This window comes from Streptomyces durmitorensis (genome assembly GCF_023498005.1).
GTDB lineage: Bacteria > Actinomycetota > Actinomycetes > Streptomycetales > Streptomycetaceae > Streptomyces > Streptomyces durmitorensis.
The window spans coordinates 8,496,435-8,512,894 of the sequence record NZ_CP097289.1 but is presented as its reverse complement, the minus strand read 5'-3'; the positions used below and the strand labels follow the sequence as shown (position 1 = coordinate 8,512,894).

Here is a 16,460-nt window from a genome sequence, read left to right as displayed (position 1 = left end):
GGCTGCATTGCGAGGATCCGCCACCGCCCGCACCCCTGCCGCGCGCAGACGCGCCGTCAGGACCGCAGGCGCTCTTGTCTCCGCCGGTCTGCTGCTTCCGCTGCTCGGTGCCGCCCCGGCCGCCCCTCCCTCGACGTCGTCAGACGAGGGGCTGCAGGGCGCCTTCGCGGCAGCGGCCGCCGAGTACCGCGTACCGCAGAGCGTGCTGCTCGGAGTGTCCTATCTGCAGTCCCGCTGGGACGCGCACGGCGGCGCGCCGAGCGTGACCGGTGGCTACGGCCCCATGCACCTCACCGACGCGCGCACCGCCGTCGCCGGCGCCCCGCATCACAGCGAGGGCGATGAGGACCCGCGCGGCGACGCGTCACGGGGCGTCCTCAAGCCGAAGGAGTTCACGGCCAAGATGCCGAAGAACTCCCAACTGCCCGCCCGGCTCAAGACGTTGCCCCGCGCCGCCGAAGTCAGCGGGCTCTCCGCCGAGCGGCTGCGCACCGACCCCGCGGCCAACGTACGCGGCGGCGCCGCCCTGCTCGCCGCCGCACAGCAGAAGCTCGGCAAGCCGCTGAGCGAGAACCCCGCCGACTGGTACGGCGCGATCGCCCGCTTCTCCGGCGCGGACGACCAGGCCACCGCGGCGACGTACGCCAATGACGTCTTCGCCGTCATCCACGACGGTCAGGAGCGCACCACGGACGCGGGCCAGCACGTGGCCCTGCCCGCGGTCAGCGGTCTGAAGCCGGACGCCGCACAGGTGCGGGGCATGGGGCTACGGAAGGCCCCGAAGGGCGAGACCGAGTGCCCCTCGACCGTGTCGTGCGAGTGGATCCCTGCGCCGTACGAGGAGTTCAAGGACCCGAACGGCAACGACGACTACGGCAACCACGACCTGTCGGACCGGCCGGGGAGCCAGAGCATCGACACCATCGTCATCCATGACACCGAGGGCCGCTGGGAAGGCGTCCTCAACATGGTGCAGGACCCCACGTACGTGTCCTGGCAGTACACCCTGCGCTCCACCGACGGCCACATCGCCCAGCACGTGAAGGCCAAGGACGTCGCCTGGCACGCGGGCAACTGGTACGTGAACTCCAAGTCGATCGGCCTGGAGCACGAGGGCTTCCTCACGGCGCCCGACACCTGGTACACGGAGGCGATGTACCGCTCGTCGGCGCGCCTGGTGAAGTATCTGTCGAAGAAGTACGACATCCCGCTGGACCGCCAGCACATCATCGGCCACGACAACGTGCCGGGCACGCTGCCGTCGACGATCGCGGGCATGCACACCGACCCAGGCCCGTACTGGGACTGGCAGCACTACTTCACCCTGATGGGCAAGCCGTTCAAGCGGACGGCGGGCCCCAGCGGCGGTCTGGTGACGGTGGCGCCCGTGTACTCCAAGAACCGCCCCGAGTACACGGGCTGCGTCAAGCCGGGCGAGAAGTGCGAGACGCACGGTTCGGCCGCGGTGCGCGTCCACACCGAGCCGCGTGACGACGCGCCGCTCATCAAGGACATCGGCCTGCGGCCCGGTGGCGGCGACTCGACGACCGGCGTGAACGACACCGGCGCGCGCCTGTCCACCGGCCAGCAGTACGCGGTCGCCGACCGCAAGGGCGACTGGACCGCCGTCTGGTACCTGGGCCAGAAGGCATGGTTCAAGAACCCGAAGAAGCAGCCGACCGCCGTCGACGCGTCGGGGCTCGTGGTGACGCCGAAGGGCGACGCCAAGGAGGTCCCGGTGTACGGGCGCGCCTATCCGGAGAAGGAGGCGTACCCGGCGGGCGTTCCGGTGCAGCCGGTCACTCCGCTGCCGTACAAGCTCCTCGCGGGCCAGGAGTACGCGATCGGCGACAAGGTGCCGGGCGAGTACTTCTACGCGCCGACGTTCGACACCGCGCCGCACAAGGTGGTGCGCGGCAAGGACACCTACTACGAGGTCCAGTTCGGGCACCGCGTTGCGTATGTCAGGGCGGCCGACGTGAAGGTGGTGCGCTCGGGCTCCTAGAGCCGTCGAGGCCGTTCGGGGCCGGGTCCGCGTGGGGCGGGCCCGGCCCCGACCGATGAGGTGCCTGCTCAGTCGAAGACGTACCGCTGTCCTGCCCGCGCCTTGAAGGTCTTCTCGCCTCCCTTCAACAGGCCGCTGCGCAGGGTTAGTTCGCGGGTGCGTGAAGCGGTGAGCACGATGCGTGTGGCGCGTCCGCCCTTCCACTCGATGTCGAGGCGTGCCCCGCCGCGCGCCCGCAGGCCGCGCACCGAACCCTCGGGCCAGCTCGCGGGCAGGGCGGGCAGCACTTCGACGACGTCGAACTGGCTCTGCAGGAGCATCTCCACGATGCCCGACGTCGCGCCGAAGTTGCCGTCGATCTGGAACGGCGGGTGGGTGTCCCAGAGGTTGGGCAGCGTCGAGGACTTGAGCTGCTCGCCGAGCATCTTGTGCGCGTGGTCGCCGTCGCGGAGCCGCGCCCAGAAGTTGACCTTCCACGCCTTGGACCAGCCGGTGCCGCCATCGCCGCGTGCGGTGAGGGAGACCTTCGCGGCGTCGGCCCACTTGCTGCCCGGCTGGATCTGGCGTCCGGGGTGCAGGGCGTAGAGGTGCGAGACGTGCCGGTGGTCGTCGGTCTTGTCGTCCAGGTCCGCCTTCCACTCCTGGAGCTGGCCCCAGGACCCGACGCGCAGGCCGGGGTCGAGCTTGCCCAGGGTCTTCTCAAGATCGGCGCGGAAGGCGGCCGAGTCGCCGAGGATCCGGGCGGCTTCCAGGGTGTTGGTGAGCAGGTCGTGGACGATCTGCTGGGCCATGGAGTCGCCCGCGGTGAAGTCGCCGTGCTCGGGCGAGTAGCTGGGGGTGACGACGAGGGTGCCGTCGCGCGGGTCGGTGCGGAGGTTGTCGAGCCAGAACTCGGCGGCCTCCTTCATCGCGGGATAGGCGGTGGAGCGCAGGTACTGAGTGGAGCCGCCGAAGCGGTAGTGCTCGTAGAGCTGCGCGGTGAGCCAGGCCGCGGCCTCGGGGAACCAGAAGGCGGTCGACCAGTCGTGGACGCCGGTGAAGCCGTAGGGGTTGGTCTCGTTGTGCACCACCCAGCCCCGCGAGCCGAACATCTCCTTGGCCGTGCGCCGTCCCGGCGCGCGCAGCGCCTCGACGAAGCGGTCGTAGGGGGCGGTGGTCTCGGCGAGGTTGGCGGCCTCGGCGAGCCAGTAGTTCATCTGGAGGTTGATGTTGGTGTGGTAGTCGGCCGACCAGGGTGGCGTGGTGCTGTTGTTCCACACGCCCTGGAGGTTGGCGGGCAGCGAGCCCGCGCGGGACGAGGCGATGAGGAGGTAGCGCCCGTACTGGAAGAAGAGGGCTTCGAGGGCGCGGTCGGCCGCGCTCGCTCCTGTCCCGTACCCCTTGAGCAGCTGGTCGGTCGGGACATCGGCCGGCGCGCTCTGGCCGATGTCGAGGGCGACCCGGGCGAACAGGTCCGCGTGGTCGCGCAGGTGGCGGGCGCGGAGTGCGCCGTGCCCCTGGGCGACGGCCTGGTCGACGGTGCGTACGACGTCGGCGTGCGGGTCGTCGCCGCGGTAGTCGGGGTAGGTGTCGGCGTAGTCGGTGCCCGCGGCGAGCGCGAACCAGACGTGGTCGGCACCGCTGACGGTGATGCTGCCGTCCGCGTTCGCCGTGCGGGTACCGCCGTGGTGCACGACGCGCAGCTGTGCCTCGAACTTCAGTCCGTTGTCGGCGAGTTCACCGCGTACGGCGATCCGGTCGCCGTCGGCCTTCGCGGTGAAGTCGGCGCGGGGCGAGGTGTGGCGCAGGGTGCAGCTGACGCTCGCGGGGCGGTCGGCGGTGAGCCGCCCGACGATCACGCCGTCGGGATACGAGGCGAAGAACTCCCGCTCGTGGCGCACTTGCCGGTGGGTGTACGTGACGGTCGCGAGGCCCGTGCGCAGATCGAGGGTGCGGCGGTAGGTGGCGTCTGGTGCTTCCGGGGCGTCCGCCATGTCGAGGTGCAGATCGCCGAAGGTCTGGTGGGCGCCGTAGCCGCGGCGGGACTGGCCGAGCTCGGCGGCGACCGCGTCGGGGGCCAGGGCGCCCTTCTCGTCCAGCTGCTCGCGCACCGCGTCGAGGGCGCCGGGCCTGGCCTCGCGCCAGTCGCCGTGGTCGTAGCCCTCGCGGGAGCCGGGGCCGCCGGTCCACAGGGTCTTCTCGTTGAACTGGAGCCGCTCGGAGGCGAGGGTGCCGAAGACCATGGCACCGAGTGCGCCATTGCCGATGGGCAGGGCCTCGCGCTCCCAGTCGGCGGCAGGCGCCGCGTACCAGAGCAACGATTCATCGGATGTGTCGCTTACGTCGTGCCGTCCCTCGGCTGCGGCCGCGACACCGGAGAGAACCCCTCCGCCCGATGCCAGTACGGCTGCTCCGCCTACGGCAGTCTTCATCGTGGTTCTTCGCGAGATCCCGGGAGTCATGACCGGTCACGTTAAAAGTCCGATGACTGGCCTGGCAAGGCGCATGACAAAACCCACCCCTCCGGCAGAAGGGGTGGGTGCGTGGCGTGCGGTGGTCCGGGGTGGGTCAGCCCTGCTGGAAGAGCTCGGCGGGCAGCGGCTTCAGAAGGGCGTACAGATCGTCGGTGATCGGCCGGTCCCAGGCGGCGATGGTGACCAGGACGCCGTCGCTGCGGTCGAACTGCACGCAGGAGATACGGCTTTCGGAGAGCTTGAGGCGGCGCACGATGAGGAGGTTGTCACCCTGCATCACCGGCATGTCCTCGGTGGTGACGACGGTGATCTCCTCGTCGTTCTCCAGCGCGAGCATCAGCTGGGCCACCTCGAAGGGCACCTCGTCGTCGGCGATCTCGCGTGCCGGGGAGCCCTCGGGCAGATTGCCGATGATCATCGCGGGGCCGCGCCCGCCGAAGAGGTCGTAGCGCAGGAAGACGCCCTGGCAGCTGCCGTCGGGGGCGGGCAGCAGGCCCGCGCCGAGGTTGCCGGGCCAGTCACCCGGGTCCATGGCCAGGACATCGAAGTCCGGGCCAGCGGGAGTGGCGGAGCTGCGGCGGCGGAGGAAGGACATGCGCCAATGGTACGTGGCCCGCGGTGCTTGTCGGCGCGGGGGCGGCGCCGGTCCGCGCGGGGCGGCCACGGCGCGGTCCGGCGTTCAGCGCGAGGTCAGCGGGGGTGGCGGGACACCGAGCGCGGCGGCAAGACCGGAGTGATCCGTTCCCACTTTCCGGTACACGGCGGACAGCAGCCGGACGACGGCCGCCTCGTCGGTGTGCAGCTCCTCGGCGATGCGGGCGGCCGGCTCCCCGCGGACGGCGAGCGCGGCGGCGCCGCGCTCGCGCGCGGTGAGCGTGTCCCTCTCGGTGCTGTGCAGCAGCCGGGGGCGAAGACCTGCCGCCGCCAGCTCCTCGCGGGCCCGCTCGACCAGGCCGTCCGCGCCGCACTGGACGGCCGCTTCGAGCCCGCGGTAGAGGGGGTCCGCCGCGTCCTTCGGGCGGCCGACGCGACGCAGCTCGGCGCCCAGGCAGACCAGCGCACAGGCGAGTTCGTACGCCGCGGGCGACCGCTCCAGATGGCTGACGGACTCCTCCAGGAGCTTGACGCGCGCGGAGCCCGGCGCGACCTCGGCGGTGATCCGCAGCGCCTGGCCGATCGCCGAAGCGGTGGCGAACCTGCGGGCGCGTCGGACCGCTTCGTAGGCGGTGGTGAGCGCGCGCTCGGGGGCGTCGTCGGCCTCGGCGAGCGCGAGGTGGAGCTGCCAGGGGCACCAGGCGGGGTTGCGCATGCCCCGCGGGTCGAGGCGGCGGCCCGCCGCGGCGAGTTCGGCCGCCGCGTCCTTGGTGAGGCCGCGGGCGAGGAGCAGTTCGCCGTGCACGGCCTGCGCGTCGGGGAAGACGACCGCCGAGGGGAACGGCTCCCCGAAGCCGTACGCGTCGGCGGTGCGCGTGGCCTCGGCGACACGGCCGCGGGCCAGCAGGATCTCGATGAGGATGCCGACGGCGTACCAGTGCGCGGGCGTTCCCGACCCCACTCGCTCGGCGATCCGCAGCCCGGCGCGCACGAAGTCCTCGGCTTCGGCGAGGCGTCCGCGCCGGAAACGTACGTACGCGAGAAGGGTGTACGCGAACGACAGATGGGCGCCGCGCCAGCCCTGGCGCTCGAAGTCGGCGATCCCGGCGGCGAACAGCTCCTCGGCCCGGCCAGGACGGTCGGCGTACAGGAAGGTGAGCGCGACCAGGACGGGGACTTCGAAGCCCCGGTCCTCCTCGGCCCAGCCGAGCCCGCCGACCAGGGCCCGCTCGGCGTGCCGGACGGCGGTCCGGGCCGGCTCGGCGCGCAGCGTCGCGTCCCAGGCGCGGAGCCCGATGATGTACCGCTCGGTGAGATCGCGGCCGGGCAGCCGGTCGGCGAGCCGGGCGAGGCGCCGTGAACGGGCGGGCGAGTCCGGCTCGTCGGCCCGGAAGGCGTCCCACATGAACTGCTCGGCCTGCATCCGGATCCGCACCCGTGGCTCGGTGGTCACCCGGATCTCGCGGGCGAGGGTGTCCGAGGCCTCGCCCAGGCGGTCGGAGTGGGCGAGGACCTGGGAGAGGCGGTAGACGATGCCGTTGCGCAGGACGGGGTCGGTGATGGGCTCTTCGAGTGCGGCACGCAGGTGGTTGACGGTCGTCGCCGGTTCGGTGAGGTAGGACGCGCAGCCCAGTTCGTAGAGGACCGCGGCGCGGTCCTCCCAGGGCGGGGGTTCGCGCAGGGCGCGGGCGAGATAGCGGCGGGCCGCGTCGGGGGCGCCCGCGCGGACGGTCTCGCGGGCGGCGGCGCGCAGTTGCTGCACGACCCAGGTGTCGCCGTCGGGGTGGACCTCCAGGAGATGCCGGGCCGCGGCGGACGCGCCGAGTCCCGCGTTGACCACGCACCAGGCCGCCTGACCGTGCAGGGCGACGCGGACACCGCCGGGGATGGCGCGGTAGACGGCGGTGGCGATCAACGGGTGCACGAACTCCAGGGTGTGGGCGCCGGTCAGGACGCGGGCGCGGCGCAGCCGGTCGGCGCAGTCGGCGGCCTCCCGCTCGCCGATGCCCGCGACGGCGGCGGCGAGCGCCGGGGGGACCGAGATCCCGAGGACGGCGCAGGCCCAGGCGAACCGGACGGTGGAGGTGCCGAGCCGCTCCAGGCGGGCGACGAGGCCACTGCCCTTCACGGCTGCGGCGAGATCGCGCAGCAGATGCGCACCGGCCTCGTCGGGGGTGAGCCCGCGGTCGTGCACCTTCGCGGCCAGCTCCACGGCCTCGAACGGGTTGCCCGCGGTGACCGCCCAGCATTCGCGGCAGAACGCGTCGTCGGCCCGGGTGCCGAGCGCGTCGCGTACGAGGCGGGCGACGGCGGTGGCGCTGAGCGGTTCGAGTCCGATGGGCCGCTGCCCGGCACGTCCGGGCAGGCCCCTGAACTCCTCTGCGTGGTCGGGCAGTTCCTCGGGGCGGTAGGCGACGACGAGCAGCAGCGGCAGGGCCTCCGCGCGGGGCGCGAAGGCGGACAGCCAGCTCAGCGACTCGGCGTCGGCCCAGTGCGCGTCGTCGATCACGACCACCAACGGGGCACGCTGCACGGCGAGATGAGTGAGCACCCAGTCAAGACCGTCGCGCAGCCCCTGCGGGTCGGGCGGCGCGCCGTCCGGCGGGGCACAGAGCCCGAGGGCGGGGCCGACGATGGCGTACCAACTGCCCAGTACGTCCCGCAGTTCCGCGTCGGGGACGGAGGCGAGCAGGGGCTGCACCAGCTGCCGCGCCACGTGGAAGGCGACCCGCTGCTCCTGGTCACCGCCGCGTGCCGATGCCACGGTGCAGCCCTTGACGGCGGCGCGGCGGCGCGCCTCGGCAAGAAGGGAGGTCTTGCCGAGGCCCGCGCGCCCCGCGAAGGCGATGAGTGCTCCCCGGGGCCTGTCCGGGGGCTCGGAGCCGTCCCGCGACAGACCGCACAGTTCACTCAACGCCTCGTCGACTGCCGCGAGTTCGCTTTCCCGCTCGAAGAGGGTCCGCTTGCCATGGGGAACGTGATGCACCATGGGACACCCTCCGCCATGGTGGTGCGCCGGACGCTTCCTGCTGCGCGTGCCTTGACCTTCAGGCACCTCAGATTACGCCCGCAGGGCCCGCCGGGAGCCGATTCGGTCACAGCGATGCGGTTGGCTGTGGCATCCACCCCGGACGAAGGGACCCTCACGTGGCGGTCGGCACCGAGAACGTACTCAACTACTGGCACGGCGGCCTGCGCGAGGTGCCCGACGAGGTGTGGCACCACCCGTCCCTGGAGGTCCTGCTCCTGCCCGACAACGCGCTCACGCATCTCCCCGCGCGGATCGGCTCCTTGACCTCACTGCACACACTGGACCTGGGCCACAACCAACTCAGCGCGATCCCGGTCGAGTTGGGAGACCTGACGGCTCTGAGCCGCTTCCTCTACCTCCACGACAACCGCCTCACGTCACTGCCTCAGTCGCTGGGCAACCTGAAGCGGCTGACGTACCTCAACGTCGGCGAGAACCGGCTGACGGCGCTGCCGGACACCCTGGGATCACTGGAGGCCCTGGTCGAGCTGCGCGCCCAGCACAACCGCCTGGACTCGGTCCCCGCGTCGCTCGGCGGCCTCGCGGCCCTGCGCGAACTGTGGCTGCGCGGCAATCGCCTCACCTCGCTCCCCGCCCCGGTCGGCCACCTGGGCAACCTGCGCGAACTGGAGCTGCGCGAGAACCGGTTCACGACGGTGCCGGAGGCGCTGCGCGGTCTGCCCTTGCTGCGGAGGCTGGACCTGCGGGCGAACCTGCTGCGCGAACTCCCGCCCTGGATCGGCGACCTGCCCGCGCTGGAGAAGCTGGACCTGCGCTGGAACGACGTCACCGTGCCGCGGGAGCTGCTGGTGAGGCTGGAGGGGCGGGGGTGCGTGGTGCTGCGGTGAGCCATGGGACTCGTACCTGTGGCCCTACCGGGACTCCAGAGGCACCACGGCCACCGCACCCCGCGCATGCAACAGCACCGCGTTGGTCACCGACCCCATCAGCCTCCCCAGCGGCATCCGGGTCTGGTGCCGCCCCACCACCACGAGCTCCGCGTCCCGTGACGCCTCCACGAGCAGCCCCGCCGCGTCCCCCGGCAGGATCTGCTTCTCGACGTTCACCTGGGGATACCGCTCCTGGAAGGGCGCGAGCTGCTCGCCTGCGAGTTCCGTGTACCGCGCCGATGTCGCCGCGTCCGCCTCCGCCGACGTCACGAAGTCGCCGGTGGCGGTGTAGACGAGGACGGGCCCGGGATAGGCGCAGACGACCCGGAGCACCGCGCCCCGCAGCGCCGCCTCCTCGAAGGCGAAGCCGATCGTCTCGTCGTGCGGGGAGAGCGCGTCGAGGCCTAGGACCACGCACGGCTCGGCGCCCGCCGCCAGCTCGTCGCCCGCCGTCAGCTCGTCGCCCGCCGTCAGCTTGTCACCCGGTCGCACCACCACCACGGGGCACGCCGCCTCCCGCGCGCTCGCGAGCCCCTTCGAGCCGAGCAGCAGACTGGCGAAGCCACCCCGCCCGCGTGAGCCGAGCACCAGCAGCCGCGCCCCGTCACCGAGCCTGGGGACGTCACGCCCCGGGGCGCCCTCCACTACGGCGAAGTCCAGGGGAGGCAGTTCCGGGCGGCGTTCCAGGGCCCGGCGTGTGCGGTCGATGACCGGGTCGGCGTCGAGCCGGTGGTCGATGGTCGGCATGTGCGGACCGTCGGCCAGCGGCATCGCGTACTGCCGCACATGCACGATCCGCAGCGGCGTTCCCCGCAGTCGCGCCGCGGTCAGCGCCCATTCCAGGGCGTGGTCGCTGCCTGCCGAGCCGTCGACGGCCACCACAACAGGTTCAACGGGCGCGTCGCCACTCATGGCTTTCCTCGTCTCCGGCGCAAGGCCAAGGTCGACCGGCTCTGCTTGTGGTCCCGGCCTCGCCCAGGAGGCGGGCCGGGGGCAGAGTCCAAAGTCACCAGGTCAGCACGGCAGGGGCCGTGAGTGGTGGCGACAGCCGGAGACGAGGGTCCACAACGCCCCACACGGCCTACGTCAGGTCGAACTCCCCCGCACGCGCGCCGTGCACGAACGCTCCCCACTCCGCCGGAGTGAAGATCAGGGACGGGCTCTCGGGGCGGCCCGCGTTGCGCATCGCGATGAATCCTTCGACAAAGGCGATCTCCACATCACCCCGACCTTCACTGCCCGATTGCCAGTCTGCTGTGCTGAGGTCGAGCTCCGGCTTGTCCCAGCCTGCGAGCGGGCGCTGCTGACCTGCGAGCGGATGCTGCTGAATGGTGCCTTCGGCCACGTCCGTGCTCCTCCCGATGCGTCGTCCGCCCGCCAGCCTAGCTTTCGGTTCCGATGCCGGACAGGCCGCGGAAGGAGGACGGCCGCCTGTCCGGCCCGGCGGCCCCCTCACGTGGTGGGCGGCTCCGCGCCGACCAGCCACATGGAGAAGAACTGCGAGCCGCCTCCGTAGGCGTGCCCGAGCGCCCTGCGGGCCCCGTCGATCTGGTGCTCGCCCGCCTGGCCGCGCACCTGAAGTGCCGCTTCGGCGAAGCGGATCATGCCCGAGGCGCCGATGGGATTGGTGGACAGGACACCGCCCGACATGTTGACGGGCAGATCGCCGTCCAGCTCCGTCACGCCCGACTCGGTCAGCTTCCAGCCCTCGCCCTCCGCGGCGAAGCCCAGGTTCTCCAGCCACATCGGCTCGTACCAGGAGAACGGCACGTACATCTCGACGGCGTCGATGTCGCGCCGCGGGTCCGTGACCCCCGCCTGCCGGTAGACGTCGGCGGCGCAGTCCTTGCCCGCCTGCGGCGACACGAAGTCCTTGCCCGCGAAGAGGGTCGGTTCGCTGCGCATGGCGCCGCCGTGCATCCAGGCCGGCGGCCGGGGCGAACGGGCCGCGCCCGCACGGTCGGTGAGGATCATCGCGCAGGCCCCGTCGGACGACGGGCAGGTCTCGGAGTAGCGGATCGGGTCCCAGAGCATCGGCGACGCCTGGACCTTCTCCAGGGTGATGTCCTGCTCGTGCAGATGGGCGTAGGGGTTCTTCAGGGCGTTGCGCCGGTCCTTGTAGGCGACGAGCGAGCCGACCGTGTCGGGGGCGCCGGTGCGCCGCATGTACGCGCGCACGTGCGGGGCGAAGAAGCCGCCCGCACCCGCGAGGAGCGGCTGCTGGAAGGGGACGGGCAGGGAGAGCCCCCACATCGCGTTGGATTCCGACTGCTTTTCGAAGGCGAGGGTCAGGACGGTGCCGTGGACCCGGCCCGCGACCAGGTTCGACGCGACCAGTGCCGTGGAGCCGCCGACGGAGCCCGCCGTGTGGACGCGCAGCATCGGCTTGCCCACCGCGCCGAGCGCGTCGGCGAGGTACAGCTCGGGCATCATCACGCCCTCGAAGAAGTCGGGCGCCTTGCCGATGACCACGGCGTCGATGTCGGCCCACGTCAACTCGGCGTCCGCGAGGGCGGCTTGAGCGGCCTCGCGGACGAGTCCCGCGATCGAGACGTCCCGCCGGGCCGCGACGTGCTTGGTCTGGCCGATACCGACGACGGCCACGGGCTCCTTGCCCACCCCATTCATCACGAATCTCCTTCGAGGACGGCGACCAGGTTCTGCTGGAGGCAGGGGCCGGAAGTGGCGTGCGCGAGGGCCCGGTCCGACTCGCCCCGGTGGATCCGGGCGGCGGCCTCACCGAGCCGGATGAGCCCGGCGGCCATGACGGGGTTCGCGGCGAGCGCACCCCCGGAGGGGTTCACCGCGACATCGGCGCCCAGTTTCAGCGCCTTGCGCAGGACGACCTCCTGGGAGGTGAACGGCGCGTGCAACTCGGCGGTGTCCACGGGCCGTTCGAATGCTCCGGCCCGCTCGGCGGCCAGGCGGCTCGACGGCGAGTCGGTGAGGTCGCGCACGCCGAGGCTGTGCGCCTCGACGCGGTGGTCGATCCCGCGGATCCACGCGGGCCGCTCGCACAGGTCACGGGCCCGCTCCCCTGCCGCGAGGATCACGGCGGCGGCCCCGTCCCCGATGGGCGGGCAGTCGCCGGTGCGCAGCGGACGTACGACGTAATCCCCTTGGGCGACCGAACCCCTCAGCTGCGCATGGGAGTTGGCGGAGGCGTCCTGGCGGCTGCGCGCCGCCACCCCGGCGAGCGCGGGTTCGTCGGCGTCCCCCGCGTCGATCAGGGCCTGCGCCTGGAGGGCCGCGAGAGCGACCGAGTCCGGCCAGAGGGGCGCCACGTAGTACGGGTCGAGCTGCCGGGTCAGCACGTCACGCACCGACCCGGGGGACGACTTTCCGTAGGAGTACACGAGCGCGGTGTCGGCCTCGCCGGTGAGCAGCTTGGTCCACGCCTCGTACAGCGCCCAGGCCCCGTCCATCTCGACGTGCGACTCGGAGATCGGCGGCCAGGCCCCCACCCCGTCGAGCGCCATGGTGAAGGAGAAGGCGCGCCCGGCGAGATAGTCCGAGGAACCGGAGCAGGTGAAGCCGATGTCGCTCGTCTTCAGGCCGGTGGCGGCGAGGACCTGGTGCAGGACCGGCATGAGCATCTCCACCTCGGAGAGCTCGTCGGTGGAGCGCAGATGGTCGGTCTGCCCGAAGGCCACGATGGCGATGTCGCGGACGGGCCGCATCACGGACGGCCTCGCGGACGGCTTCGCGGACGGCATCTACACCAGCTCCTTGTACGTGTCGTAGGCGGCGTCCGGCTCGCCCGTGGGCCGGTAGTGATCGGGGAAGCGGCCGCCCTCGGTCCACACCGGTTCGACGCGAAGGCCCATCCGCACCTGGTCGTAGGGGATGCCCGCGATGCGGGCGTGCAGGGCGAGGTCGGCGCCGTCGAGGGCGATGTGCGCGTAGACGTAGGGCACTTCGATGTCGAGGTTCTTCGCCTTGATGTTGACGATGCAGTACGTGGTGACGGTGCCGCGCGGCCCGACCTCGACCCGCTCGGTCGTGGCGACGCCGCAGGTGGGGCAGGCGCCGCGCGGCGGGACGTAGACCTTGTGGCAGGAGGGGCAGCGCTCGCCGACGGTCTTTTGGTCGGAGAGGGCGTTGATGTAGGCGGTCTGGGCGCGGCCCGGCGCGTAGGTGTAGTCGAGGCGGGCGTGGGCGACGATGCCGGTGACGAGGTCGCTGAACTCCCCGTCGTGCGGCCCCACTTCACCTCCCACCGCCCCTTCGTACGCCTCGAAGCAGGCGATGTCGGTGATGGCACCGGTGCGCTCGGCGGCCCAGCGGATCCGGACCCGCATGCCGGTCCTAACCTCATCGGGGCCAGGGGCGTCCAGGGCGTGCAGCAGAGCGGTGTCGGCGCCGTCGAGCCGCACCAGGACCCAGGCGAAGGGAGTGTCCAGGGGCTGGCCCCTGCGGGGTTCGTGGTTCCAGGCCCAGGTGGTGACGGTGCCGGTGGCACCGACCTCGACGAGGTCACGGATCTCGTCGGCGGTCACGGGGTCGTACTCGACGGGCGGGACGAGTGTCCTGCCGTCCTTGGTCTTCACGCCCAGCACGGTGCGTTCGCGCAACCCGGTCAGGAACGCGCTCTGCACCGGCCCGAGGGACCGGGTGAAGGGAAACTCGACCACAAGAGGGGCACGCAGCACTTCGGTTGGCATGGGACGGACTCCGTTTCTCGGCGACGATGGGGACGGAGAGGGAGGGTCGCCCCGTCAGGGGCGCGGGGAACTGCGCGACCAGCCACGACGGACCCGCAGGCGAAACGAGACCTAGGCGCGCCGAAACTCCGGGGGACGCTTCTCCGCAAAGGCTCTGGAGCCCTCCTTCGCATCGGCGGTGTCGAAGATGGGCCACCCCCGCTTCAGCTCGGCCGCCAGGCCGTCCGCCTCCGTCATCTCGGCGGCCTCGTACACGGACGCCTTCACCGCCTCCACGGCGAGTGGCCCGCAGGCGTTGATCTGCTCGGCGATGACGAGCGCCTTCTCCAGGGCGGTGCCGTCCGGGACGACGTGGCCGACGAGGCCGATCGAGGCGGCCTCGGCCGCCGAGTAGGGCCGCCCGGTGAGCAGCATCTCCAGCGCGTGCGTACGAGGAATCTGGCGCGGGAGCCGCACGGTCGAGCCGCCGATCGGGAAGAGGCCGCGCTTGACCTCGAAGAGCCCGAACGTCGCGGACTCGCCCGCGACGCGGATGTCGGTGCCCTGGAGGATCTCCGTGCCACCCGCGACGCAGTACCCCTCGACCGCGGCGATGACCGGTTTGCGGGGGCGGTGGTGGCGCAGCATCGCCTTCCAGTGCAGATCGGGGTCGGCCTTCATCCGGTCCCGGTACTGCTCGCCGTCCATCCCCTTGCCCGCGAGGGCCTTGAGGTCCATGCCCGCGCAGAACGCGCCGCCCGCCCCGGTGAGCACGACGGAGCGGATCGTGTCGTCCTCGTCGGCGGCCACCCAGCCGTCGTAGAGACCCACCAGCATCGGCAGCGAGAGCGCGTTCTTCGCCTCCGGCCGGTTGAGCGTGAGTATCAGTGTGGCGCCTTCGCGCCGTACAGCGAGATGTTCCGTCCCACCCATGGCCGTGCTCCCTCTCGTGACGGCTCGTCGACGGCCGGCCCGCGTCGGCCATCTGCTGTCGGCTTCGGACCTGGAACAGGTTGCAGTAGGCGGGGAGCCAGTTCAATAGTTTTCTGACAGTCAGTCAGATTTCTTGAACGAGCACCCTTCCCACTTGTGGGTGCCTCTGCTCTGATGACCGCCAGAAGAGATGACTCCGGGGTCAGGAGGAGCGGTGGAGTACAACCTTGCCGACCTGTTCGAGTCGGTCGTCGACGTGGTCCCCGACCGCGAGGCGCTCGTGTACATCGATCACCCCGGCACCGGGGCGGAACGCAGGCTGACGTACGCCGAGCTCGACCGGGCCGCCAACCGCCTCGCGCACCACCTGATCGACAGCGGCCTCAAGCCGGGCGAACACCTGGGGCTCCACCTCTACAACGGCGTCGAGTACCTCCAGACGGTGCTCGCCTGCCTCAAGGCTCGCCTCGTCCCGGTCAACGTCAACTACCGCTACGTGGAGGAGGAGTTGGTCTACCTCTACCGCGACGCGGACCTCGCCGCCCTCGTCTTCGACGCGGAGTTCACCGAGCGGGTCGCGGCCGCGCTGCCGCGCGCGGAGAAGCTGCGGCATCTGGTGCGGGTGGGGACCCCGCCGGCCGACGCGCCCGCGCTCGACGTGGTGGCCTTCTCCGAGGCGGAGGCCGCAGGTTCGCAGGAGCGCGGGTTCCCGGCGCGCTCGGCCGACGACCTGTTCATCATCTACACCGGCGGCACCACCGGCATGCCCAAGGGCGTCATGTGGCGCCAGGAGGACCTGTTCTTCGCCGGGCTCTTCGGCGGCGAACCCGCGGGCGAGCCGGTGAAGCGCCCCGAGGAACTGGCCGAGCGCGTCGCGGCGGGCGGCCCCGGCATCACGTTCTTCCCCGCTCCCCCGCTGATGCACGGCACGTCGACGCTGACGTCGTTCATCGCCTTCAACTACGGCCAGCGGGTGGCCATTCACCGCAAGTACGTCCCCGAAGAGGTGCTCCGCACCATCGAGCGGGAGAAGGTCTCCAGCGTCTCGCTGGTGGGCGACGCGATGCTCAGGCCCCTCATCGACGCCCTGCACGGCCCGCTCAAGGGAACCGACCTGTCGTCGCTCTTCAGCGTCTCGTCCTCCGGGGCGATCATGTCGGAGACGGTGCGCGCCCAGTTCCAGGAACTGGCCCCGAACGTCCTGCTCCTGAACAACTTCGGCTCGTCCGAGTCGGGTTCCAACGGCAAGGCGACGGACGACTCGGGCCCCGAGAAGGGCTTCCGCCTGGAGGTCAACGAGCGTACGCAGGTGGTGGATCTGGTCACGCACGATCCGGTGCCGGTGGGCGTACCGGGCCGCCTGGCCCAGCGCGGCCATGTGCCGCTCGGCTACTACAACGACCCGGTGAAGACCGCCGAGACCTTCTTCCAGAAGGGCGACGAGCGCTGGGTGCTGCTCGGCGACATGGCGACGGTCGACGAGGACGGCATAGTCACCGTCCTCGGACGCGGCTCGCAGTGCATCAACACCGGCGGCGAGAAGGTGTATCCGGAGGAGGTCGAGCAGGCGCTCAAGTCCCATCCGGACGTGTACGACGCGCTGGTCGCCGGAGTCCCCGACGAACGCTGGGGCAATCGGGTGGCCGCGGTGGTCCAACTCCGGCACGGTGCCGCCCCGTTGGACCTGGAGGCCATCCAGACCCACTGCCGTACGCGCCTGGCCGGCTACAAGATCCCGCGAGCGGTGGTCTTCACCACGGAGATCCAACGCTCACCGAGCGGCAAGGCGGACTACCGGTGGGCGAAGGCGGTGGCGGCGGGGGCGGGCCACTGAGATCGCGGGCAATCGGGCAACGCCCCTCCACCCCCCACCAACATCGCCCCTGTGCATCGGGCAACCCCACCCACCCC

12 protein-coding genes are annotated in these 16,460 nt (G+C 71.7%); 3 read left to right on the top strand and 9 right to left on the bottom strand.

Annotation, left to right across the window (positions count from 1 at the left end; translation table 11 throughout):
• Positions 1-7: 7 nt before the first annotated feature.
• Complete coding sequence (locus M4V62_RS38080; protein WP_249591747.1) at positions 8-2,005, top strand: N-acetylmuramoyl-L-alanine amidase; 1,998 nt, start codon at positions 8-10, stop codon at positions 2,003-2,005.
• 68 nt (positions 2,006-2,073) lie between these two features.
• On the opposite strand, the gene M4V62_RS38075 is transcribed toward M4V62_RS38080, so the two are convergent.
• The 3 genes from M4V62_RS38075 to M4V62_RS38065 all read right to left on the bottom strand — a co-directional run bounded on the left by M4V62_RS38075 (position 2,074) and on the right by M4V62_RS38065 (position 8,041).
• A complete protein-coding gene (locus M4V62_RS38075; RefSeq protein ID WP_249591746.1) occupies positions 2,074-4,416 on the bottom strand; it encodes a glycoside hydrolase family 95 protein in 2,343 nt (780 codons plus the stop codon).
• Between the two features lie 136 nt (positions 4,417-4,552).
• Entirely contained in the window at positions 4,553-5,053 is a 501-nt protein-coding gene (locus tag M4V62_RS38070; protein ID WP_249591745.1) for a hypothetical protein, read from the bottom strand.
• 84 nt (positions 5,054-5,137) lie between these two features.
• A complete protein-coding gene (locus M4V62_RS38065) occupies positions 5,138-8,041 on the bottom strand; it encodes an ATP-binding protein (RefSeq protein WP_249591744.1) in 2,904 nt (967 codons plus the stop codon).
• A gap of 158 nt (positions 8,042-8,199) precedes the next feature.
• Here M4V62_RS38065 and M4V62_RS38060 point away from each other — a divergent pair, with 158 nt between their 5' ends.
• Complete coding sequence (locus M4V62_RS38060) at positions 8,200-8,931, top strand: leucine-rich repeat domain-containing protein (protein WP_249591743.1); 732 nt, start codon at positions 8,200-8,202, stop codon at positions 8,929-8,931.
• A 24-nt stretch (positions 8,932-8,955) separates the two neighbouring features.
• Here M4V62_RS38060 and M4V62_RS38055 read toward each other — a convergent pair whose 3' ends face one another.
• The 6 genes from M4V62_RS38055 to M4V62_RS38030 form a co-directional block, all read right to left on the bottom strand.
• On the bottom strand, positions 8,956-9,885 hold the full coding sequence (locus M4V62_RS38055; RefSeq protein WP_249591742.1) for a universal stress protein: 930 nt from the start codon (positions 9,883-9,885) through the stop codon (positions 8,956-8,958).
• 169 nt (positions 9,886-10,054) lie between these two features.
• Positions 10,055-10,318, bottom strand: a complete 264-nt coding sequence (locus M4V62_RS38050; RefSeq protein ID WP_249591741.1) for a DUF397 domain-containing protein — start codon at positions 10,316-10,318, stop codon at positions 10,055-10,057.
• A 107-nt stretch (positions 10,319-10,425) separates the two neighbouring features.
• Entirely contained in the window at positions 10,426-11,592 is a 1,167-nt protein-coding gene (locus tag M4V62_RS38045) for a thiolase domain-containing protein (RefSeq protein ID WP_249593178.1), read from the bottom strand.
• A gap of 8 nt (positions 11,593-11,600) precedes the next feature.
• The gene (locus M4V62_RS38040) at positions 11,601-12,689 is read right to left on the bottom strand and encodes a thiolase domain-containing protein (RefSeq protein ID WP_425575158.1); all 1,089 of its coding nucleotides are present in this window, start codon (positions 12,687-12,689) and stop codon (positions 11,601-11,603) included.
• Positions 12,690-13,637: a Zn-ribbon domain-containing OB-fold protein gene (locus tag M4V62_RS38035; protein ID WP_249591740.1), complete on the bottom strand. Its 948-nt coding sequence runs from the start codon at positions 13,635-13,637 to the stop codon at positions 12,690-12,692.
• Between the two features lie 111 nt (positions 13,638-13,748).
• Entirely contained in the window at positions 13,749-14,549 is an 801-nt protein-coding gene (locus M4V62_RS38030) for a crotonase/enoyl-CoA hydratase family protein (protein ID WP_249591739.1), read from the bottom strand.
• Positions 14,550-14,763: 214 nt separating this feature from the next.
• On the opposite strand from M4V62_RS38030, the gene M4V62_RS38025 reads away from it, so the two are divergent.
• Complete coding sequence (locus M4V62_RS38025) at positions 14,764-16,383, top strand: acyl-CoA synthetase (protein ID WP_249591738.1); 1,620 nt, start codon at positions 14,764-14,766, stop codon at positions 16,381-16,383.
• Positions 16,384-16,460: the final 77 nt, after the last annotated feature.